Annotated in this window: 19 protein-coding genes; 7 read left to right on the forward strand and 12 right to left on the reverse strand. The window is 42.1% G+C overall.

All coding sequences use genetic code 11. From position 1 onward, the window contains the following. Window positions 1-3: 3 nt before the first annotated feature. Window positions 4-660 carry a DsbA family protein gene (locus AC2VOY_RS10945; protein ID WP_491831393.1) on the forward strand — a complete coding sequence of 219 codons (657 nt, stop codon included), beginning with the start codon at window positions 4-6 and terminating at the stop codon, window positions 658-660. A 99-nt stretch (window positions 661-759) separates the two neighbouring features. On the opposite strand, the gene AC2VOY_RS10950 is transcribed toward AC2VOY_RS10945, so the two are convergent. The 11 genes from AC2VOY_RS10950 to AC2VOY_RS11000 all read right to left on the reverse strand — a co-directional run bounded on the left by AC2VOY_RS10950 (window position 760) and on the right by AC2VOY_RS11000 (window position 12072). Then, window positions 760-2091: a Na+/H+ antiporter family protein gene (locus AC2VOY_RS10950; protein ID WP_491831394.1), complete on the reverse strand. Its 1332-nt coding sequence runs from the start codon at window positions 2089-2091 to the stop codon at window positions 760-762. Between the two features lie 78 nt (window positions 2092-2169). Further along, complete coding sequence (gene rnt, locus AC2VOY_RS10955) at window positions 2170-2832, reverse strand: ribonuclease T (protein ID WP_491831395.1); 663 nt, start codon at window positions 2830-2832, stop codon at window positions 2170-2172. Between the two features lie 236 nt (window positions 2833-3068). Then, the gene (gloA, locus tag AC2VOY_RS10960) at window positions 3069-3485 is read right to left on the reverse strand and encodes a lactoylglutathione lyase (protein WP_491831396.1); all 417 of its coding nucleotides are present in this window, start codon (window positions 3483-3485) and stop codon (window positions 3069-3071) included. A 150-nt stretch (window positions 3486-3635) separates the two neighbouring features. Further along, window positions 3636-4274, reverse strand: a complete 639-nt coding sequence (nth, locus tag AC2VOY_RS10965) for an endonuclease III (RefSeq protein ID WP_491831397.1) — start codon at window positions 4272-4274, stop codon at window positions 3636-3638. Window positions 4275-4349: 75 nt separating this feature from the next. Continuing rightward, window positions 4350-5051 (reverse strand): electron transport complex subunit E, encoded by a 702-nt coding sequence (locus AC2VOY_RS10970; protein ID WP_491833081.1) that lies wholly within the window; start codon window positions 5049-5051, stop codon window positions 4350-4352. A gap of 85 nt (window positions 5052-5136) precedes the next feature. Further along, window positions 5137-5763: an electron transport complex subunit RsxG gene (gene rsxG, locus AC2VOY_RS10975; RefSeq protein ID WP_491831398.1), complete on the reverse strand. Its 627-nt coding sequence runs from the start codon at window positions 5761-5763 to the stop codon at window positions 5137-5139. A gap of 5 nt (window positions 5764-5768) precedes the next feature. Beyond that, complete coding sequence (gene rsxD, locus AC2VOY_RS10980) at window positions 5769-6821, reverse strand: electron transport complex subunit RsxD (RefSeq protein WP_491831399.1); 1053 nt, start codon at window positions 6819-6821, stop codon at window positions 5769-5771. After that, window positions 6821-9430 (reverse strand): electron transport complex subunit RsxC, encoded by a 2610-nt coding sequence (rsxC, locus tag AC2VOY_RS10985; RefSeq protein ID WP_491831400.1) that lies wholly within the window; start codon window positions 9428-9430, stop codon window positions 6821-6823. The genes rsxD and rsxC overlap by 1 nt, the downstream gene beginning before the upstream one ends. After that, a complete protein-coding gene (rsxB, locus tag AC2VOY_RS10990) occupies window positions 9427-10050 on the reverse strand; it encodes an electron transport complex subunit RsxB (protein WP_491831401.1) in 624 nt (207 codons plus the stop codon). Before rsxB ends, rsxC begins: the two co-directional genes overlap by 4 nt. A gap of 3 nt (window positions 10051-10053) precedes the next feature. Beyond that, on the reverse strand, window positions 10054-10632 hold the full coding sequence (rsxA, locus tag AC2VOY_RS10995; RefSeq protein ID WP_491831402.1) for an electron transport complex subunit RsxA: 579 nt from the start codon (window positions 10630-10632) through the stop codon (window positions 10054-10056). Window positions 10633-10731: 99 nt separating this feature from the next. Next, entirely contained in the window at window positions 10732-12072 is a 1341-nt protein-coding gene (locus AC2VOY_RS11000; protein WP_491831403.1) for an MATE family efflux transporter, read from the reverse strand. A gap of 295 nt (window positions 12073-12367) precedes the next feature. Between AC2VOY_RS11000 and AC2VOY_RS11005 the strand changes: the two genes are divergently transcribed. The 3 genes from AC2VOY_RS11005 to AC2VOY_RS11015 all read left to right on the forward strand — a co-directional run bounded on the left by AC2VOY_RS11005 (window position 12368) and on the right by AC2VOY_RS11015 (window position 15906). Further along, complete coding sequence (locus AC2VOY_RS11005) at window positions 12368-13087, forward strand: FadR/GntR family transcriptional regulator (protein WP_491831404.1); 720 nt, start codon at window positions 12368-12370, stop codon at window positions 13085-13087. A 198-nt stretch (window positions 13088-13285) separates the two neighbouring features. Continuing rightward, the gene (locus AC2VOY_RS11010) at window positions 13286-15145 is read left to right on the forward strand and encodes a DUF294 nucleotidyltransferase-like domain-containing protein (protein ID WP_491831405.1); all 1860 of its coding nucleotides are present in this window, start codon (window positions 13286-13288) and stop codon (window positions 15143-15145) included. After that, entirely contained in the window at window positions 15145-15906 is a 762-nt protein-coding gene (locus tag AC2VOY_RS11015) for a 3'-5' exonuclease (RefSeq protein ID WP_491831406.1), read from the forward strand. The genes AC2VOY_RS11010 and AC2VOY_RS11015 overlap by 1 nt, the downstream gene beginning before the upstream one ends. A gap of 101 nt (window positions 15907-16007) precedes the next feature. Here AC2VOY_RS11015 and AC2VOY_RS11020 read toward each other — a convergent pair whose 3' ends face one another. Continuing rightward, window positions 16008-16730, reverse strand: coding sequence for an oligogalacturonate-specific porin KdgM family protein (locus AC2VOY_RS11020; protein WP_491831407.1), 723 nt, complete (start codon window positions 16728-16730; stop codon window positions 16008-16010). A 378-nt stretch (window positions 16731-17108) separates the two neighbouring features. On the opposite strand from AC2VOY_RS11020, the gene AC2VOY_RS11025 reads away from it, so the two are divergent. The 3 genes from AC2VOY_RS11025 to AC2VOY_RS11035 all read left to right on the forward strand — a co-directional run bounded on the left by AC2VOY_RS11025 (window position 17109) and on the right by AC2VOY_RS11035 (window position 21067). After that, complete coding sequence (locus tag AC2VOY_RS11025; RefSeq protein WP_491831408.1) at window positions 17109-17825, forward strand: FadR/GntR family transcriptional regulator; 717 nt, start codon at window positions 17109-17111, stop codon at window positions 17823-17825. A 442-nt stretch (window positions 17826-18267) separates the two neighbouring features. Then, on the forward strand, window positions 18268-20043 hold the full coding sequence (locus tag AC2VOY_RS11030) for a sodium:solute symporter family transporter (protein WP_491831409.1): 1776 nt from the start codon (window positions 18268-18270) through the stop codon (window positions 20041-20043). Window positions 20044-20218: 175 nt separating this feature from the next. Further along, a complete protein-coding gene (locus AC2VOY_RS11035; RefSeq protein WP_491831410.1) occupies window positions 20219-21067 on the forward strand; it encodes a polysaccharide lyase family 7 protein in 849 nt (282 codons plus the stop codon). The last annotated feature ends 74 nt before the right edge of the window (window positions 21068-21141 follow it).

The raw sequence follows: 21141 nt of genomic DNA on the forward strand, positions 1-21141 counted from the left end.
TCTATGAAAAGTATTCATCTATTTTATGTCCATGATCCTATGTGCAGTTGGTGCTGGGGCTTTAAGCCTAGACTGGAAGAGTTAAAGCAAGCGCTGGCAACTAAGTACCCACAAATTAGCTTTGAACCTGTGCTCGGCGGTCTTGCGCCGGATAGTGAGGAAGTCATGCCAGTGCAGATGCAAAACTATCTAAAACAGACGTGGCAGCGTATCCAGCAAGAACTTGGGACTGAGTTTAACTTTGAATTTTGGGACAAGGTGACCCCAGTGCGTGCAACTTATCCGGCGTGCCGCGCTGTGCTTGCGGCGCAAAAACAAGGCGCAGGGGAGGCAATGAATGTTGCGATTCAAGAGGCGTATTATTTACATGCCAAAGCGCCGCATTTAGTTGAAACCCACCTTGCGTTAGCCGCGCAGCTAGATTTGAATCTTGAGACATTTCATACAGATCTTTTATCTCCAGAAATAGAGGCTGAGCTTGGCGCGCAATTAGACTTTGCTCAAGCGCTGCAAGCAAGCGGCTTTCCAAGTCTTATTTTTGCAATCAAGAGCGAGCAAGAGGGTGAAGCGAGTTTTCAAATTGCGCCGGTTCAAATCGATTATAAGGATGTAACGGGTATACTTACGCAGCTAGATTCTTACCTAAAGCAAGTCGAATAAAAAGCTTAGCGATAGATTAACCAGTATAAAAAATGGCACTTCAATATCAACTGAAGTGCCATTTATTTTAAAGCGACTCTTATTAAAGAGGCTGAATGATTAAAGAACCATTGCCGCAATCCAACCGAAGATGATCAGTGGGATATTGTAGTGCAAGAAGGTTGGAACAACAGAGTTCCAAATGTGCTCATGTTGTCCATCAGCGTTAAGACCAGATGTTGGACCTAAGGTTGAGTCAGAGGCTGGCGAACCTGCATCACCAAGCGCTGCCGCTGTACCCACAAGAGCAATCGTTGCCATTGGTGAGAAGCCAAATGCGATTGCAAGCGGTACATAAATGGTTGCAAGAATTGGAATGGTTGAGAAAGATGAACCAATGCCCATAGTAACAAGCAAACCAACAATCAGCATCAGCAAGGCTGCAAGTGCTTTGTGATCGCCAACACTTTCAGAAAGTGCAGAAACCAGAGTTTCAACGCCGCCACTTGCTTTCATCACTGCCGCAAAACCTGCTGCTGCAATCATAATAAAGCCAATCATTGCCATCATGTGAACGCCTTTGGTGAAGACGTCAGTGGTTTCTCGCCAAGCGATCACGCCGCCAAAAGTGAATACCATAAAGCCAGCCAATGCGCCAAGGATCATTGAACCTGTCCAAAGCTGAACACCAAGCGCAGCAACGATACCAACAATTGCAACCAATAGGTGCTGCTTGTTAATGCCTTGCTCTTTTGGCTCATCGTTTTCATCAGCGATTGAAATTTCTTGATACTGACGCGGCTTGCGATAAGTGAAGAATACCGCAATTAATAGACCACATACCATACCAAGGCCAGGCAAAAGCATAGCTGTCGGCACTTGGCTTGCAGTGACATCGTTTAGGCCGTTATCGTGTAGGTTTTTAAGCAAAATGTTGTTTAAGAAGATGCCACCAAAACCAATTGGCAAAACCATGTAAGGCGTAGTTAAGCCGAATGTTAGGATACAAGCAATCATACGACGGTCGATGTTTAGCTTGTTAAATACAGTTAAAAGAGGCGGGATCAAAATTGGAATAAAGGCAATGTGTACCGGCACAACGTTTTGCGAAGACATAGTGATAAGCACAAGGCAAACCAACATGAAATATTTCAAACCGGTAGAGGCAGTTTCATTTTGCTTGCCGTTAATGCGTTTTATTACAGCATTTGCAAGTAAGTCCGTGATGCCAGATTTAGAAATCGCAACCGCAAAAGCGCCAAGCATCGCATAGCTTAATGCGATTTCAGCGCCGCCACCAAGACCACCTTGGAAAGTGCTGACAGCGTCGGTCATCGACATGCCAGAGAGAACGCCACCGATAATGGCACTAAAGGTCAAAGCGACCACAACGTTGACACGCATGAGTGCAAGCACAAGCATGATGCAAACGGAGATTACAACAGGATTCATTTTATTTTCCTATACTGTCCGATGTATGGTTAAAGTCTTAATCGTAAATGTGTGTTGACCGTTTAAACGGCTTTCTTTTTATGCTGACTCGTTGTTTTTCTGAGTCTCATCAATTAACGGCCAGCCACCAAGTGCTTTCCATTTATTGACGATATGGCAGAAAAGATCCGCAGTGATCTTGGTGTCATACAGTGCGCTATGCGCTTCGTTATTATCAAAATCAAAGCCCGCCGCTTTACACGCTTTTGCTAGTACGGTTTGACCAAACGCAAGGCCACTTAGGGCTGCAGTGTCAAAGGTTGCAAAAGGATGAAAAGGTATGCGTTTAAGTTTGCTGCGCTCTGCTGCTGCCATGGTAAAGTTCAAATCAAAGGTGGCGTTATGTGCAACCATAATCGCACGACTACAATCTGCTGCTTTTTGCTCTTTGCGCACAAGCTTGAAGATCTCTTTGAGGGCTTCTTGCTCGCTGACAGCGCCACGTAACGGATTGAAAGGGTCGATCCCATTAAACTCAAGTGCTTCTTTTTCCAGATTAGCGCCTTCAAAAGGCTCAACATGAAAATGCAAACAAGTAGCAGGGTGCAAGTTACCTTCTTCATCCATTTTTAAGGTGACGGCACAAATTTCTAAAAGTGCGTCCGTTTTAGGGTTAAAGCCCGCGGTCTCAACATCGATAACGACAGGAAAATAGCCACGAAAGCGTTTTTTTAGGGTTAAAGCTTCATTAACAACAGTCATGTGTACTCAAATTTGTGAACTTAGGCGGGTATTATTACAGATTCAAAAATGAAGGTCATCAATATTATGAGCAATCCTTTGCTTTTTTTATGGCTTTGTGGCTTTTTTCTTCGCAAAGTGAAATATTTGTGAGGGAAAGCAAATTCTCTGGGTATAAAAAGACCCCAAAAGGTCATAAACCCTTTGAGGTCGTTAGTGATTAAAGCCTAAACTGATGCGTGTGATACGCGTGTGGCTTAACCTTCTAGGCCGCCAGCAGCTTGGCTATTTTGAATTAATTCAATTTTGTAGCCGTCTGGATCTTCAACAAATGCAATGTGAGTGCTGCCACCAAGTACAGGGCCTGGCTCACGAGTTACTTTTGCGCCAGCAGCTTTTAAATCTTCACAAGTTTTGTAAATATCATCAAAACCAAGTGCGATGTGACCATAGCCATTGCCAAGATCGTATTCAGTGGTGCCCCAGTTATAAGTTAACTCAATCACTGAGTTGTGTGACTCATCACCAAAACCAACAAATGCAAGTGTGTATTTGTATTCGGTGTTTTCACTTTTACGCAGTAGATCCATTCCTAGAACCTTAGTGTAGAACTTGATAGATTTATCAAGATCGCCAACACGGATCATAGTGTGTAGCATGCGTGCATTTGACATGGATAGCTCCTTGTTATGTGTCTATGCCCCATCATAAGGCATTCATTATTATTTGAATTGATATGATTCTAACAAAGTTAAATCTAAATTGCTTATGACTTGAATGCATATTACTTATGCGTCAATTTGGCATATTTTAATTAAATTTAGTTACTCAGGATAAACTTTGTCTTTAAATTCGCATAAATCTTCAATGATGCAACTGCCACAGCGGGGCTTTCTTGCAATACAAGTATAACGGCCATGTAAAATCAGCCAGTGGTGAACATCGAGTTTAAACTCTTTTGGGACGACTTTTAAAAGCTTAGCTTCAACATCATCCACCGTCTTGCCCATCGCAAACTTGGTGCGGTTAGAGACGCGATAAATATGCGTATCGACGGCAATGGTTGGCCAGCCAAAAGCTGTATTGAGCACGACATTAGCAGTTTTTCGTCCAACCCCGGGTAAGGCTTCAAGTGCTGCGCGGTCTTCTGGTACTTGGCTATTATGCTTTTCTATCAAGATCTTACAGGTCTTAATCGTGTTCTCAGCTTTGGAGTTATACAGGCCAATGGTCTTGATATATTCTTTTAAACCGTCGACCCCAAGCGCCAAAATAGCTTCGGGCGTATTGGCGACAGGATAAAGCTTATCCGTGGCTTTATTCACGCTCACATCCGTAGCTTGGGCAGATAACAGCACAGCAATCAAAAGCTCAAAAGGATTTGACCAATTGAGCTCAGTTTGCGGGTTTGGGTTGTTCTCACGCAGCCTTTTTAAGATCTCGACGCGTTTTAGATTGTTCATGTGACTTCCTTGAATCTTTGCGCAGTGCGTTTGTCTTTATTTTTGATGCACTTTGTCTAGCGCAGGTTTAAAGCTTTATACCTTGTGAATACGCGCACGTTCGATTTTTGGTTTTTCTTGTTTGGGTGCGCGCTTTGCGTGTCTTTCATCAATAAAGGTTTTCAGAGCAATTAAAAAGCCTAAACCAATAAACGCACCCGGTGGTAAGAGTGCCAATAAAAAGCTTGAATCAAGATGTAAAATATCAATTCGCAGCACAGATGCCCAATCGCCAAGCAGACGATCAGCGCCATCAAACAAGGTGCCTTGGCCTAAAATCTCACGCATTGCGCCGAGTACGCACAGCACGGCTAACATGCCAAGCCCCATCCAAAAGCCATCAATCGCTGCTTTTTTCGGACTGTTTTTTGAAGCATAGGCTTCAGCGCGTCCAATAATAATACAGTTGGTCACGATTAATGGAATAAATATTCCAAGAGATAAGAAAAGGCCATGGGTGTAAGCATTCATCAAGAGCTGCACACAGGTTACGGTGGCTGCAATAATCATCACAAAGATCGGAATGCGCACTTCATTTGGCACAAATTCGCGTAGCAGCGAGACAGCAGTATTGGTGATAATCAGCACTAACATTGTGGCAAGCCCAAGGCCCATCGCATTGGTTAGGGTGGAGGTCACCGCAAGCAAAGGACATAGCCCAAGCAGTTGCACTAAAGCTGGGTTATTTTGCCATAAGCCATTGTCGCGTAGCGTTTTATGTTCTTCGGCCGTTATCATATTAATGCTTTGCACTGCGTCTGTGTTTGGCGTTTCAAGATCGGCGCTTGACTTGAGATCTGTTGTTGAATCCACTTGGCTCATACTATTCCTCACAACCGATTGGCGTTGCTAAAATTTTGTCTTTATCTTGTTGAAAATAAAGGATTGTATTTTTAACCGCTTTGACGACAGCGCGCGGCGTAATGGTTGCACCGGTGAATTGATCAAAATCCCCACCATCTTTGCGCACTGCCCAAGTGCTAAGATTATCATCATTAAGTGTTTTGCCAGTAAAACCTAAAATCCAATCACTCACGCTTAAATCAATGCGATCGCCAAGTCCAGGGGTTTCTTTGTGCTGCAATACGCGCACGCCAAGAACATTTGAATCCATATCCATCCCGACAATCAACTTAATTGCGCCGCTATAGCCATCTGGTGCATAGGTTTCAATCGCTATTGCCGTGGTTTTATTACCTTGCTTGGCAATATATGCCGGCATCGGATTTGGCGTGACGCTCGTTTGTGAGGGCAATAAAACACAAGATTTTGGCAAATCGTTATCATGTAGGCTACTTGGCACCACTTGGTTGAGTACTTGCAAAAGCTGTTTTTGTTCTTGCTTGGCAATGGTATCTGCGGTTAAGGCATAAGTAATCGACACTACAGCAGTGGTTGCCAAGGCAAAAGTTGCCAAACGTAAACCGTTTCGTTTCATTGAGTCTAGCATGTCAATTACCTCTTATGCCCATAAGCGCGTGGCTTAGTATAATAATCAATTAAAGGAACCGTCATATTGGCAATCAATACGGCAAAAGCGACCCCGTCAGGATAACCACCCCAAGTGCGGATGATGTATACTAAAATTCCGATAAACGCGCCATAAATCAAGCGTCCAAGCACTGTGGTGGATGCGGTGACAGGATCGGTGGCTATAAAAAATGCTCCAAGCATGGTCGCGCCAGAGAATAAATGAATCAAAGGCGATGCGGTTTGTCCTGGCAATACTAAGTCAAAAAATAGGCTAAAAATCGCTAAGCTGGCAAGCATCGCCACAGGAATATGCCAGAAGATAATCCGCATGCGGATCAAAATCAGCCCTGCGGCTAAATAGGCAAGGTTAACCCATTCCCAACCGACACCGGCTAAGAAGCTAAATGGCGCTTGGCTTGTGATCATCTCAGGCGTATTACCAAGGCGTACACCCGTTTTAAAGCTATCAAGTGGCGTCGCGCTGGTGAGACCATCAATGCCTAAGCGAATTTGCTGCAAAGATGAACCATCACGATCAAAGCCGGTAAAAATTACGCTTAAACAATCTTTAAAGTGAAGGTGCACGCCCGTTAGTTGCTCAGGCGTGAGCCAACTTGTCATTTGTACTGGGAATGAAATCAGCAGGACCACATAGGCAACCATCGCAGGGTTGAATAGGTTTTGTCCAAGGCCACCATATAAATGTTTGGCGACCACAATGGCAAAGAAAAGGCCAATGGCTAGAATCCACCAAGGAGAAAGTGGTGGAATCGATACAGCCAGTAATAAGCCTGTTACGATTGCACTGTTATCACTGAGTTGGCGTCGAATTGGTCTGCCTCTAAGTTTTAATACGCCGGCTTCAAAGCCAACAGCAAGCAGCATGGCAAGTAGGGCTTGAATTAAAACTCCATAACCAAAGAAGTAGGTTTGAACCCCAATTGCAGGTACAAGCGCTAACGCCACATAGAGCATTATGGTTGAGGTGCGGCGTTTATTGCGATCAAAAGGGGAGCTTGATACAAATAATGACATTAAGATTTATCCTCTGATGATGCTTGTTGTTTGGCTTGCGCCGCTTTACGTGCTTTAGCGCGGGCGATAGCAGCAGCAACGGCGGCTTTTTTCGGATCTATATCTGCTTGTGCAGGCGCTTCTGATTTTTCTGACTCAGTTTCGACGTTTTCAGTTTGAGCTTGAGAGTCCTCTTGCTGAGAAGCTTTTGCTTGCGCCGCTTTACGAGCTTTAGCGCGGGCGACGGCAGCAGCAACCGCAGCTTTTTTCGGATCCATTTCTGCTTGTGCTGGCGCTTCTAGTTTTTCTGACTCAGTTTCGACATTTTCAGTTTGATCTTGAGACGCCTCTTGCTGAGAAGCTTGCGCTTGCGCCGCTTTACGTGCTTTAGCGCGAGCGACGGCAGCGGCAACGGCGGCTTTTTTCGGATCTATATCTGCTTGTGCAGGCGCTTCTGATTTTTCTGACTCAGTTTCGACGTTTTCAGTTTGAGAATCCTCTTGCTGAGAAGCTTGCGCTTGCGCCGCTTTACGAGCTTTTGCGCGGGCGACAGCAGCAGCAACAGCGACTTTTTTCGGATCACTTTCACTTGCAGCAGGTTCAGCAGCTGGCTCAGCTTTCTCTTGAGCATCTTGCGCTTGCGCTGCTTTGCGTGCTTTAGCGCGAGCGACGGCAGCAGCAACAGCGGCTTTTTTCGGATCACTTTCAGCTGCAGTAGGTTCAGCAGCTGGCTCAGCTTTCTCTTGAGTATCTTGCGCTTGCGCCGCTTTGCGTGCTTTGGCGCGAGCGATGGCAGCAGCAACAGCCGCTTTTTTCGGATCTGCATCGGTTGCAGTTTCTTGTGAAGTGGCATTTTGCGGCGTTTGTTGCTCGCTAGCCGCTTCTTGCATTTGTGCTTGTTTCTTCGCTCTCGCTTCGGCTTTACGCGCTTCACGCAGCTTTTTCATTTCACTGTTATCAGGCTCAGCGCTTCCAGCTTTGGCAGCTGCCGCTTGTTTAGCTTTCGCACGGGCAATGGCAGCCGCAACCGCTGGTTTTTGCGCATTGGATTTTGCAGCGTCAGCCGTTTCACCACCGGCTTGTTTGGCTTTCACTCGCGCAATCGCAGCAGCAATCGCATCCTCGCCATCACCATCTTTGGCCTCATTTTTTTGCATTTGTTCACGACGCTTGGCCGCAGCATCGGCAAATTTTTGCTCACGCGCCGCTTTTTCACGTTCCATACGTGCTTGTTTTTCTTCAAAACGAATTTTTGCACGTTCAGCGCTTGCTTCATCGGCGCGGCGCTGTTTGATCTCAGCTTTGGCTTGGCGGTATTGCTGCACAAGCGGAATATCACTTGGGCAAACATAAGCACAAGCGCCACATTCAATACAATCAAACAGATGATAATCATCGCATTTGTCATAATCTTGAGACATTGCGTACCAGTGCAATTGCTGCGGCAATAAAGAAACAGGGCAAGCATTGGCACATTCACTGCAGCGAATACACGGCAAGGCTTCATCAGGATCAGGCAATTCTCGACGTTTTGGCGCAATAATGCAGTTGGTGATTTTGGTGACCGGCACTTGTGTGTGCGGCAAAGTAAAGCCCATCAGTGAGCCGCCCATGATGAGGCGTGGCTTTTTCTTGTCTGGGCGATAATTATGCTCGGCTAATAAGTCTTCAATTAAAGTGCCAAGCAATACAAATTGATTGCCTTTGTCACGCACGCTATTGCCCGTGACTGTTACTACGCGCTCAATTAAGGGCTCGCCATCCACGACGGCGCGTTTAATCGCAAAGGCAGTACCGACATTTTGCATTAACACGCCAACGGCTGCCGAGTGCGCTTTGTGTGGCACTTCACGACCAGTCAAAATCTGAATCAGCTGCTTGGAGCCGCCAGATGGGTATTTGGTTGGGATCACGCGGATCAAAATTGAGTCATCATTCGTCGCTGCGCGATACAAGGCATTGATCGCTTGGCGTTTATTATCTTCAATCGCAATAATTGTCAGCTTGGGCTTGAGGATATGTTGCAGAACATGAATGCCTTCAATAATGTCGTCAGCGTAGTCTTGCATCAAGCGATCATCCGCTGTGATATAAGGCTCACACTCAGCCGCGTTAATGATTAAAATTTCAGTTGAAGCGACCCCAGTTTGCAGTTTACGCGCGGTAGGAAAGGCTGCGCCGCCAAGCCCTGCAATCCCAAGTCTGCGGATATGCTCAATTAAAGCCTCGGTCGTTTGGGCTTTAAAATCTGGGAATTTAATTTGCTCTCCCCAAGTATCTTCGCCGTCAGTCTCAAGCACAACGCATAGATCGCTAAGCCCTGATGGGTGCGCAACAGTTCTTGGCTCAATCGCCACCACAGTGCCAGAAGTTGGCGCATGTATTGGCACCATAAACGCAAGATTAGCACGGGTTAAGGCTTGACCTTTCATCACCTTTTCACCGACTTTAACGCATAATTCGCCATGTGTGCCGATGTGCTGTTTTAACGGTAATACTAAGGTTTTTGGCACAAATGCTGGCAAGATCTGCGATTTACTCGACTGCTTTTTGTTTTCTTTTGGGTGAATACCACCATGAAAATCCCAAAGCTTGCCTTGTTTAATTTGTTCAATCAAAGATAGGCTCATGCTTTTTGATCTCCATCGGTTGAAGCTTTTGTGTTTGAAGAAGCTGTGGATTGTGAAACTGGTGATGCTGGGATATTGGTCACAGGAATCGCATTGAGCTCCCATTTCCAAGTCTCAGGTGTGTCTTGAATTGGGATCATTTCAATACAATCTGTTGGGCAAGGCGCAACACATAAATCACAGCCTGTGCATTCATCTTTGATTACTGTGTGTAAGGCTTTGGTGCCGCCGACAATCGCATCCACAGGGCATGCTTGAATACACTTAGTGCAGCCAATACACATATCTTCATGAATAAAAGCGACAGTTTTGACATTTTCAGTAACTTCTTCATCTAGAGAGGGCACTTCAACACCGAGTAAGTCAGCCAGTTTTTCAACGCCAGCTTGACCGCCAGGAGGGCACTTAGTGATTTCATCGCCGTTGGCAATCGCTTCGGCATACGGGCGGCAACCCGGGTAGCCACACTGACCACATTGGGTTTGCGGCAAAATCGCATCGATTTGATCGACTAAAGGATCGGATTCAACTTTAAAGCGAATCGCAGCAAAACCTAAAATCGCGCCAAAAATGGCAGCCAAAAGCGCAATCGCAACAATGGCAATTAAAATTGTATTCATAAATTATTTCACAAGACCGGTAAAGCCCATAAAGGCTAGAGACATTAAACCTGCGGTGATCATCGCAATCGATGCGCCTTTAAAAGGAAGTGGCGTATCGGCGGCCGCAATTCGCTCACGCATCGCAGCAAATAAGACTAAGACCAAAGAAAAACCCAGTGCGGCGCCAAAGCCATAGGTAACAGACTGAATAAAGTTATGATTTTCATTGATATTTAAGAGCGCCACACCAAGTACAGCGCAGTTGGTAGTGATAAGTGGCAAGAAGATCCCAAGCAAGCGATATAAGGTTGGGCTGGTTTTATGTACCACCATTTCAGTAAATTGCACCACAAAGGCAATCACCAAGATAAAGCTCATGGTTTGCAGATATTCGATATGCAATGGACGCAGAATATAAGTTTGAACTAAATACGAGCAGACAGAGGCAAGGGTGAGCACGAAAGTAGTCGCAAGCCCCATACCAATCGCAGTTTCAAGTTTTTTGGAGACCCCCATAAACGGGCAGATCCCCAAAAATTTTACCAAAACAAAGTTGTTGACGAGCACGGTGCCAACAAGCAAAAGTAGATAGTCTGTCATAGTCTTCTTATATCGCTAATCAATGATCCCGATATTATCATCATTTATGGACAGAATAACAACCTTATAGACGTAATCAGGTGACGAGCTTGCTTGTTTTTACAGCAAATGCTTGGCATTAAACTCTTTGACTGACTTACGCGCGAGCATACGTAGTGGCAAGGTGCGAATGGTTTCTTCAAATGGAATGAAGAAAAAAGCCCAAAATACACCGACATCAAAGTACAAAATCATCAAGGCGCACAGCGGAATGGATATCAGCCATTGACCAATAAAGTTGATATTAAATACAGCGGTCGTTTTACCGAGTGCACGCAGCATATGCCCATGAATAGTATTATAACAACGCGATAACGGCAGCAAGATATATAAAGGTGCAATTAAGGCTAGCGCAGTATAGGTTTGCGGATCTAAATCTGGGTAAATTTTATCTATCACTAAGCTCAAGATAAAGAAAAAGACTGCGCTGATAATTGACATGATAACTGCAAGATCGATACAGATATCAACTTGTTTACCTAGATCTTTGGTTGATTTTGAACCTAAGGATTGACTGATAGCAATTGCTGAGGCATGTGACCATGAGGTAATAAACTGAGTGCCAAAACGCATCCAAGGCATAATCAAGGTGATCGCCACATAGGCATATAAGCTAAGTTGTGAGAACAAGAGTTGATAAACCGTGGCGCCGGTTGAAAGCATGGCAACGTTTGCTGCGACTGGGAAAATCTCAAACAAATGCGCACGGGTGTCTTGCAAAAATTGCGCTTTTGTTACTTCTAACTTGAAAGAGATTTGCGAGAAACCTTTTAATGCCCAAGTCAGGTAAGCTAAGCGAATTAAAATCGCGATTAAGCTCCCCAAGGCTGCGCCTGTCACGCCTAAATTAAAATGATGAATTAATACATAAGACATCAAAGCATTAATAGGCATCTCAAGTAAATAACCTTTAAATGGGATCTTAGTTCGGGCTAATCCATTAAAAAAGGCGATCATCACTTGGGTGATACTATTTACCACAAGGAGGTACTTGGCGACGTTTAAATACTCACTAATCTCAAGGTATAATTTAGGATCATCAATTAAGGATTGAATTAAAGGTCGCTCAAAAACAGTTAATATGAGCCAAAATAAAACGCCAAAAAAGAGGTTAATCACAAGTCCAGACCAAAAGGCGAGGGAGAGTGCTTGCTGACTTTGCGAACCGACCGCACGCCCGATGATAAGCTGAGTCCCATTTGCAAGCGCCATTTGGATACCTAAAATAAAGGCCACAATCGTGGTGGCAACCCCAAGCGCAGCAAGGGATATCTCACCTAAAGGGGAAACTAAAAATGTATCTATCATGAGCATGGATTGCATCAAGATAGCATTGAGTGCAAGAGGCCAAGCAAGGGTCAGATTTTGTTTGATGAAACTACGGCGAGCAGATTTGTCCATGGATTTTCAATTCACTTGATTCGTTCAATATAATGGATTAGAGCGAAGATGCAGTTTAACTTGTGATTTGTATTATAAAGCATCTTACAGACTATAAAATTTTGTTATATATATATTTATCATACAATACCACATTTGAAATTTTGTTTCATTTTCATTTTTCTCTGTCCTGAATTTATTCCTTATATTGAGAGGCAAGGCACCTTTTTGGATGCTTTTGATTCATATATCAGTTGGTTGTTAGGATTGATAATGATATATTTGAAAGAATAAATATTTTAGAGAATAATAATTAATGAGTAGTCAATTTCATTCAATTTCAGGTTCAAAACGTAGTCTACATGTTCAAGTTGCACGCGAAATCGCGCGTGGTATTTTATCTGGTGAGCTGGCTCAAGGCTCTATTTTACCCGGCGAAATGCAATTATGTGAAGATTTCGGTGTGAGTCGTACTGCCTTACGTGAAGCCGTAAAACTATTAACTTCAAAAGGCTTACTTGAGTCTCGTCCAAAAGTAGGGACGCGTGTCGTGGATAGAGCCTATTGGAACTTTCTTGATCCACAATTGCTTGAGTGGATGGACGGTTTAATCGATACCAATGTTTTTTATAATCAGTTTTTAGGTTTGCGCCGAGCGATAGAGCCAGAAGCCTGTGCATTAGCTGCGATTCATGCTAGCGCTGCGCAGCGCATTGAACTTTCAGAGATTTTCCAACGTATGTGTGAAATCTCGGATACTAAGCCACTGGATCAACAAAAGTGGAGTGACATCGATATGGAGTTTCATCGTCTGATTTTTAACTCCACTGGCAATGATTTCTATTTACCTTTTGGTAATATCTTAACCACTATGTTTGTCAATTTTATCGTGCATTCTTCTCAACAAGGCGGTACTTGTATTGAAGAGCACCGTTTAATTTATGAAGCAATCATGGCTGGCAATGCAGATAAAGCGCGTCAAGTATCGGCAGATCACCTGCAAAGTTGTAAACATAGACTCGATGATGATGCTTAATTTAAAGCTAAAACTAAAGCTATAATTTAGGCGACACCTTGGATTTTAAAGCTAGCAGTAAAGTAATAGGCAAAACCTGTCCTTAAATCTATATAGGTTTCGATTAATTCTTCGATTGCTTTATTGCTATGCTCATAGGATTACTTTATATTTGTCTTACATTAATACATTAAAGTAGTTTTGCTCAAATGGGATCCCATGTCTGAATCTTTATTACCGAATATTCTTCAATTTATCCGTCAAATCGATCCTTTTGATAAACTCCCTAAAGAAAGCGTGCGAGAGTTAGCGGGTCAAGTTCAAATAAGCTACTTGATGCAAGGGGAGTCGATTGATCCAAAACCAGACGATAAAGATAAATACCTTTATATTGTACGGACCGGATCAATGGAGCAGCGCAAGACTAATGGCGTGTTGCGCGCACGTTTAGGCAGTGAAGACTTATTTGGCTTTACCTTTTTGCAAAACGATCTCGCAGAAGAAAAAGCTTATCGTGTTGTCGCGATAGAAAACACTCTGCTTTATATGATCCCAAATCACGCCTTACAAAAACTTCTTAAAGCGCATCCAGAAGCAGCCGAGCATTTAGCTTCCCAAGCCCAAGTCCGTCTTCACTCTGCCTTAGATGTAGTTTGGTCGAATAAAGAAAAAGGCTTATTCATCAAAAAGATTGAAGATATTGCCAGCACGCGGGTATCAGTTGTTCAATCTACTCAAAGTATTCAAGAAGTTGCCTGTGATATGCTGGAGCAGTGCTCACCTTGCGCTGTTATCTATCAAGACCAAAAAATAGTCGGGGTGATCACAGATAGAGATATGACAAAACGTGTGATTGCAAAGAATTTAAGCACAGCTTTGCCTATCTCTGAAGTGATGACGCCAGATCCCGTCACCATCAGCCCTGATGATCTCGTCATACATGCAGCAGCTCTAATGATGCAATACAATGTCCGCAATATTCCTTTAGTACGAGATAATAAAGTTGTTGGGGTCTTAACGACTAGCCACTTAGTGCAAAATCACCGCATGCAAGCTATCTTCTTGATTGAAAAAATTAAATATGCAAATTCAGTCGATGCTCTGGCTAAATTTACCCCGGAACGTCAAGCGATTTTTGAAGCTTTAGTTGAGGGCAAAGTGAGCGCAGAGATCATCGGCAAAGTCATGACCATGATTATGGATGCGTATAACCGCCGCTTGATCCAACTGGCTATCGACAAACTTGGTGAGCCGCCATGTGAGTTTTCATGGATAGCAGCAGGATCGCATGCGCGTAATGAAATCCATATGTTATCGGATCAAGATAATGCAATCGTTATGGCTGATGGAGCAAGTGATCGTGACAAAGCTTACTTTAAACACCTCGCGATGATTGTTAATAATGGCCTTGCTGCCTGTGCTTACCCTTTATGTAGCGGAAAGTTTATGGCAGCAACGTCAAAATGGTGCCAACCACTTGAAGTATGGAAAGAATATTATAAAAAGTGGGTTGCCAACCCTGAATATGACTGCTTACTTCAAATTAGCGTCTTTTTAGAGATCCGCAGCATATATGGCAACCAAGACTTTGAAACCATTTTGCGCGATGAGCTACATAAGAATATTAAAAAGAATGATGCCTTTTTATCTGTATTGGTCCGTGATGCGATAAAAGTGAACCCACCTTTAGGTATATTTAACAGTTTAGTACTTGAAAAAACTGGTGAAAATAAAAAAACCTTAGACATAAAAAAATATGCCATCGATCTCATTACAGATTTAGCGCGAGTCTATGGCCTGGCCTGTGAGTACAATAAGTCGTCTTCGGGGGAGCGATTTGAAGCTGCTTATGAGCAGGGGATTCTGCCGGAAGATTCGTTTAAAAATATTATTGGCGCATATCAATTTATCTTATCATTTCGCTTTAACCATCAGCTTGAGTCTTTGAAAAAAGGTGAGCTCTTGGATAATCATATCAACCCAGACAGTTTTGGCAGTTTTGAGCGTATGCACTTAAAAGACGCTTTTCGAATTATTTCTGATCTCCAAGATGCTGCGAAAATAAGGTTTGGTTTTTAGTGGAAAAGAAAAGTATTTTTAAGAAAGTCTTTGAGTATTTTGATCCGCTAGACCGACTCAACCAACGACGCGCTGACTTCTTAACAGAGCACCAAGAAGCTATACACAAACTGCCCCAAGTCTATATTGACCTTTTATCAGCGCAATATGAAAAAGAGGCGTTAGCAAAAGATTTTAATTATATAGTGTTCGACTTTGAGACCACAGGCTTTGATGCTCAGCAAGATGTGATTTTATCCATCGGCTGGGTGGAAATTATAAATGGAAAGATAGACTTAAGCTTGGCGAAGCATTTTTACATCAAACAAGATCATGCCAAAATCAAAGCGGAATCAGCGGTGATCAACCATATCACCCCACAAATGTTGGAGTCGGGATTAGCTTTAGATGAGGCCTTAGAAATTTTCTTAACTCAAGCAGCAAACAAGCTCATCGTGGCGCATGGTTGTGTGATAGAAAAGAATTTTCTAGATCATTACATCAAACAAACTTATCAGCTCGAAAGCTTGCCGTTATTGTGGCTTGATACCCTTGCATTTGAGAAAAAAATGGCCGCAGCGCGCAATCAAATGGATTTAGATCTAACCTTAGCAAGCACCCGCGAGCGTTACCAACTCCCTGAATATAATAGTCATAATGCTTTGGTCGATGCAGTTGCCACAGCCGAATTACTCTTAGTACAGAAGAAACGTTACGCGAGTCGAAAAAAGCGTACGGGGTTAACGCTAGGGGATTTATATCAGGTAAGTGCAGGGGATTAGGTTTGTGCAGGTGGTGAAAAGGTAAAAAAACTTGGTACCAAATTATTGATACCAAGTCCTTGAAAGCACAAGAATTTTAGTTAGGCAGTGGAGCCAGTTGGTTAGAAGCTGTACGTAATACCTACACGGCTACGTAGCTGGCGTGAAGAATCACATTCACTAGAAGTACATTGAACATTACCTAGCTCAATATATGGACGCCATTTCCAACCTTTTTCTTTATAACCAACTTTTAAGTTATAATCCCACTCGTGATCTTTATCAGAAGATGAGCCCATTGCCCAGTTATCGTTGAAGAAATCCTCTGCGTAGTTACCTTCAAGACCGAATTGCCATGCTTCCCATTTATAATCAAGGTTTGCTGTGAACTTACTACGGTTTACGTGCTCATGGTAATTACCGTCTTTATCTTTTGTACCCGCACTATCTTCAGTATCTGAGTTACGGAACTCATGACGATAGCGGAACTTAGCAACTAAACCATTTTCGAAAGAATATTGAATACGGGCTTGTGGTTTAAACGTTACTTTATCAGAGCCAAAAGTAATTGGCATAGAAGTTGTTAATAACCAATCTTCACTTAGTTTCCATTTATAACCATATTCAAATTCGTTATCACCACTTTCAAGCTCACCCAAGTCACCTTGGTGCTTCATTTCAACGCCAAAGAAATGCTGGCCAACACTTGCACTAATTTTTACACGACCTGCCCAGTCCTCTTGACCTTCTTTGTATTCTTCACGAAAGTCGATAGAAGCGGCTGAAACTGCAGATGCTGCTAAACAGGTTGTTACTGCTAAAAGGGTAAGGTTAAACTTTTTCATATTTGCCTCAGTTCATATTATTGAATTTCAAAAGATTCCGTTCTTAAGCACAAATTATCGGTTTTAGTTTTGCATCACTCTGCGCTTAATTCGAGATAAATCATACAATAGGATTTTATTTTTGGTTCACGAAATTTTAATTTCACAAATAATAATGCGACTAGGCTCATATTTTTTCGCTATTTTGGCGATATTACGCACAATAATTTGGGTTATAAGTGAAATTCTCGTGCTATAAGTTTGATTTAGTATAGGTATTTAAAAAATATAATATGTATTAAATAATTGACATTTGCTTGTTTTATGTGTGGGAAAATAGTGTTATCTTTAACATAAAATAATACATATAAAAAAATAACGAAGAAAAATAGGTAAAGCATGAATAAGTTTAATGTCATCGCGGGGGCAAAACGCAGTTTGCATGTTCAAGTTGCCCGCGAACTTGCACGCGGAATTTTATCTGGCGAACTGCCAGAAGGTTCTATTTTGCCAGGTGAAATCCAATTATGTGAACAATTTGGGATCAGTCGCACTGCATTACGTGAAGCAGTCAAACTATTAACCTCAAAAGGATTATTAGTTTCTCGCCCTAAAATTGGCACCAAAGTGGTTACCCGTGCATATTGGAATTTTCTTGATCCACAATTGATAGAGTGGATGGACGGTTTAATTGATATCGACTCCTATTGCTCTCAATTTCTAAGCTTACGCCGTGCAATTGAGCCTGAATCTTGCGCACTTGCTGCGATGCATGCGACAGCTGAGCAACGGATTGAATTATCAGAGATTTTCCAGAAGATGTGTGAGGTTTCTGAGATAAAGCCATTTGATCAAGAGCAATGGACAAGCATTGATATTCGTTTTCATAGCTTGATCTTTAATGCGACGGGCAATGACTTCTATCGTCCATTTGGTAATGTCTTAACGACTATGTTTGTAAACTTTATTGCTTATTCATCTGAAGAAGGCAGTACTTGCATTAATGAGCATAGAAAAATTTATGAAGCAATAATGGCTGGTCAAGCTGATAAAGCGCGTCAAGCTTCAATTGATCACTTACAAGCAAATAAACATCGATTACCTGTTGCTGTTTAAATGCTAGCCGAAAAACTTCAAATGACACTTATGTGAAAATTTAACTCAAGATTTTCACATAAGTTAATTCGCTATTTGTCCTTCGAGTGTGACCCCTCATTTCCTCTTCCAAACGCCAATCTTAAGCTCGTTATAATCGCTCTAAAGCAGATAAAATGGGCCTTTTAGACGCAATTTTATTTTTATTTATAGTACAAAATAAAAACCTTTGTTTAAGAAATGTACAAGATTATCTTTGCTAAAGTTCACATATTAACTACATAAATAGTACATTAAATCCCCGAATGTCATGTTTTTGAAAAAGAAACACTTCTATTTGTACGACTTTTTGGCTGAAATTTAGTAGCTCGTCACATTTTTGAGTTATTGTAGTACAAATGGCAATTACCCTTAGTTAGTATATGACGTAGAGATTACACATAACTACATAAAAGGTCTTAAGATGGAACTCAATACTCTCATTGTTGGCATCTATTTCCTATTCTTAATTGCAATAGGCTGGATGTTCAGAACATTTACAAGTACAACTAGTGATTATTTCCGTGGCGGCGGTAACATGCTGTGGTGGATGGTTGGCGCGACTGCATTTATGACACAGTTTAGTGCGTGGACATTTACAGGTGCTGCAGGTAAAGCTTACGCGGATGGTTTCGCTGTTTCTATGATTTTCCTTGCGAACGCATTTGGTTATCTAATGAACTATCTGTACTTCGCTCCGAAATTCCGCCAATTACGTGTTGTCACAGTTATTGAAGCTGTACGTATGCGTTTTGGTAGCAAAAACGAACAAGTATTTACTTGGGCAAGTATGCCAACAAGTGTGATTTCAGCGGGCGTTTGGTTAAACGGTCTAGCTATTATCGCATCTGGTATCTTTGGTTTTGACTTGACTACAACAATCATCCTAACGGGTCTAGTTGTATTGGTTATGTCTGTAACAGGTGGTTCATGGGCGGTAATCGCATCTGACTTCATGCAGATGGTTATCATCATGGCGGTAACTGTTACTTGTGCTATCGTTGCAGTTGTTCAAGGTGGCGGCATCACTGAGATTATCCAAAACTTCCCTGTTGATGAAGGTGGTTCATTCCTAGCTGGTAACGACCTAAACTACCTAAGCATCTTCGGTATCTGGGCGTTCTTCATCTTCTTCAAGCAATTTAGCATCACAAACAACATGTTGAACTCTTATCGCTATCTTGCTGCGAAAGATTCAAAAAATGCTAAAAAAGCAGCGCTTCTTGCTTGTATCTTGATGACTATGGGTCCAATTATTTGGTTCCTTCCTTCTTGGTTCATCGCAGGTCAAGGTGTTGACTTAGCTGCTCAATTCCCTGAGCAAGGTTCTAAAGCAGGTGATTTTGCATACCTATACTTCGTACAAGAGTACATGCCAGTAGGTATGGTGGGTCTTCTAATTGCAGCAATGTTTGCAGCGACCATGTCTTCTATGGACTCAGGTCTAAACCGTAACTCAGGTATCTTCGTTAAGAACTTCTACGAGCCGATTCTACGCCCAGGCGCAACAGAAAAAGAGCTAGTATTTGTTTCTAAACTAACTTCTACTTTCTTTGGTATCGCGATCATCTTGGTTGCACTATTCATCAACTCACTGAAAGGTATGAGCTTATTTGATACCATGATGTATGTTGGTGCCCTAATCGGCTTCCCAATGACTATTCCAGCATTCCTTGGCTTCTTCATTAAGAAAACGCCAGACTGGGCAGGTTGGGGTACGCTTGTAATGGGTGGTATTGTTTCTTATATCGTTGGTTTCGTTATCACACCAGAAATTGTTCAAAATGCATTTGGTCTTAACGAGCTTACTGGCCGTGAATGGTCTGACCTTAAAGTTGCAATTGGTCTGATTGCTCACCTAGTATTTACTGGTGGTTTCTTCCTAGTATCAATGTTCTTCTACAAACCTCTTACTGAAGAGCGTCAGAAAAATGTTGATAAGTTCTTCGAAAACCTTGCAACGCCGCTTGTATCTGAAGGTTCTGAGCAAAAAGCGCTTGATAACAAACAACGTAAAATGCTTGGTACTCTGATTGCAATTGCAGGTATCGGTGTAATGGCAATGTTTGTACTACCAAACCCATTATGGGGACGTCTAGTCTTCGTTCTATGTGGTGCGATTGTACTAGGTGTTGGTCTTCTACTTGTGAAAGCGGTAGATGATAAAGTCGAAGCTGCTACTGAAGCAAACGGCAACTAAGATTTGAAATAACAATAAGCGGTTATCTGAGAGGGTGGCCGCTTTTTTTGACCCTAATTTCAAATTTGCTTATTTTATATCCAATATTTTTAAACCCGTGTATCTCTAAATCTTATCGGCATATTTTATGCTGGTATAAATCTCTAAATACTTATAATTAAATTAAGAGTCACTAATGAAACATAAATTACTTTCTTTATCTTTAATTGCTTCAAGTCTTGTTTTTTCTGCCAGTAGTTTGGCAGCAGAGACTGGCGAACATATTGCGCCAGCTAGTGTGGCAAAGTTTCAACATATTTTATCTGAATCTAAGCTGCAAATTAGCGACCCAGATGGTAAGCCTAGCAATAAAAAAGAAGTTGCATTAGATAGTAATTTTGATGGCATCATGAACGAGTTCTTCTATGTTGAGAAAGACTCACAAGCCTTTGTATTTAAGATGTCTGGCAATAAAATGCGTAATGAATTACGTGTGCAGGAGAACTTTCGCACAGATTTGCCAGACACCTTCTATCACTTAACGGCTAGTCTTGAGCCAATTAACCCGCGAGAATCTGTCAAAGACTCTGATTTTACACAAAATGAAATCACATATTTGCAGGTTCATAACAAAGGTTTTGATAACGAAGGAACCGGTTATATTCCACACCCTTTATTGCGTGTGGTATGGCGTAAAAGTCTAGATGGCAAAGATGGTCATTTCTGGGCGATGATTAAAAATAATGGCTTGGTATGTAAAGGCGAAGGTTTTGATCCTAAAAACACCCGTGCATGTAAAGCTGAAAATGCTTATAAAAAGTTTGATCTAGGTGCTTATCAGGAAAATAAAGCGACAGATTTTGATATTATTGTTGGTAATCAAAATATCGAAATTAAAGTTGATGGTGAGACAAAAGTTAAACATAACATTGGTTATTGGAAAGAGCGTTTAAGCTATTTTAAAGCCGGTGTATATAACCAATTTAGTCATGGTGAAAGCCAAGTTAAATTTTACAAACTAGATTATTTAGTTGAAAAGAAATAAATCCCAATAATTTTATTAACCCGTATTGTCCAATTAAAACAATCATATTTATAATGATGAAATAGGTGAATAAC

The sequence above is a fragment of the Vibrio sp. KMM 9700 genome, assembly GCF_058545285.1.

What these genes read in the sequence shown, in the direction of transcription:
- AC2VOY_RS10945 (WP_491831393.1), top strand. Translation starts at nt 4, where the DNA reads ATGAAAAGTATTCATCTATTTTATGTCCATGATCCTATGTGCAGTTGG.
- AC2VOY_RS10950 (WP_491831394.1), bottom strand. Translation starts at nt 2,091, where the DNA reads ATGAATCCTGTTGTAATCTCCGTTTGCATCATGCTTGTGCTTGCACTC.
- rnt (WP_491831395.1), bottom strand. Translation starts at nt 2,832, where the DNA reads ATGACTGTTGTTAATGAAGCTTTAACCCTAAAAAAACGCTTTCGTGGC.
- gloA (WP_491831396.1), bottom strand. Translation starts at nt 3,485, where the DNA reads ATGTCAAATGCACGCATGCTACACACTATGATCCGTGTTGGCGATCTT.
- nth (WP_491831397.1), bottom strand. Translation starts at nt 4,274, where the DNA reads ATGAACAATCTAAAACGCGTCGAGATCTTAAAAAGGCTGCGTGAGAAC.
- AC2VOY_RS10970 (WP_491833081.1), bottom strand. Translation starts at nt 5,051, where the DNA reads ATGATAACGGCCGAAGAACATAAAACGCTACGCGACAATGGCTTATGG.
- rsxG (WP_491831398.1), bottom strand. Translation starts at nt 5,763, where the DNA reads ATGCTAGACTCAATGAAACGAAACGGTTTACGTTTGGCAACTTTTGCC.
- rsxD (WP_491831399.1), bottom strand. Translation starts at nt 6,821, where the DNA reads ATGTCATTATTTGTATCAAGCTCCCCTTTTGATCGCAATAAACGCCGC.
- rsxC (WP_491831400.1), bottom strand. Translation starts at nt 9,430, where the DNA reads ATGAGCCTATCTTTGATTGAACAAATTAAACAAGGCAAGCTTTGGGAT.
- rsxB (WP_491831401.1), bottom strand. Translation starts at nt 10,050, where the DNA reads ATGAATACAATTTTAATTGCCATTGTTGCGATTGCGCTTTTGGCTGCC.
- rsxA (WP_491831402.1), bottom strand. Translation starts at nt 10,632, where the DNA reads ATGACAGACTATCTACTTTTGCTTGTTGGCACCGTGCTCGTCAACAAC.
- AC2VOY_RS11000 (WP_491831403.1), bottom strand. Translation starts at nt 12,072, where the DNA reads ATGGACAAATCTGCTCGCCGTAGTTTCATCAAACAAAATCTGACCCTT.
- AC2VOY_RS11005 (WP_491831404.1), top strand. Translation starts at nt 12,368, where the DNA reads ATGAGTAGTCAATTTCATTCAATTTCAGGTTCAAAACGTAGTCTACAT.
- AC2VOY_RS11010 (WP_491831405.1), top strand. Translation starts at nt 13,286, where the DNA reads ATGTCTGAATCTTTATTACCGAATATTCTTCAATTTATCCGTCAAATC.
- AC2VOY_RS11020 (WP_491831407.1), bottom strand. Translation starts at nt 16,730, where the DNA reads ATGAAAAAGTTTAACCTTACCCTTTTAGCAGTAACAACCTGTTTAGCA.
- AC2VOY_RS11025 (WP_491831408.1), top strand. Translation starts at nt 17,109, where the DNA reads ATGAATAAGTTTAATGTCATCGCGGGGGCAAAACGCAGTTTGCATGTT.
- AC2VOY_RS11030 (WP_491831409.1), top strand. Translation starts at nt 18,268, where the DNA reads ATGGAACTCAATACTCTCATTGTTGGCATCTATTTCCTATTCTTAATT.
- AC2VOY_RS11035 (WP_491831410.1), top strand. Translation starts at nt 20,219, where the DNA reads ATGAAACATAAATTACTTTCTTTATCTTTAATTGCTTCAAGTCTTGTT.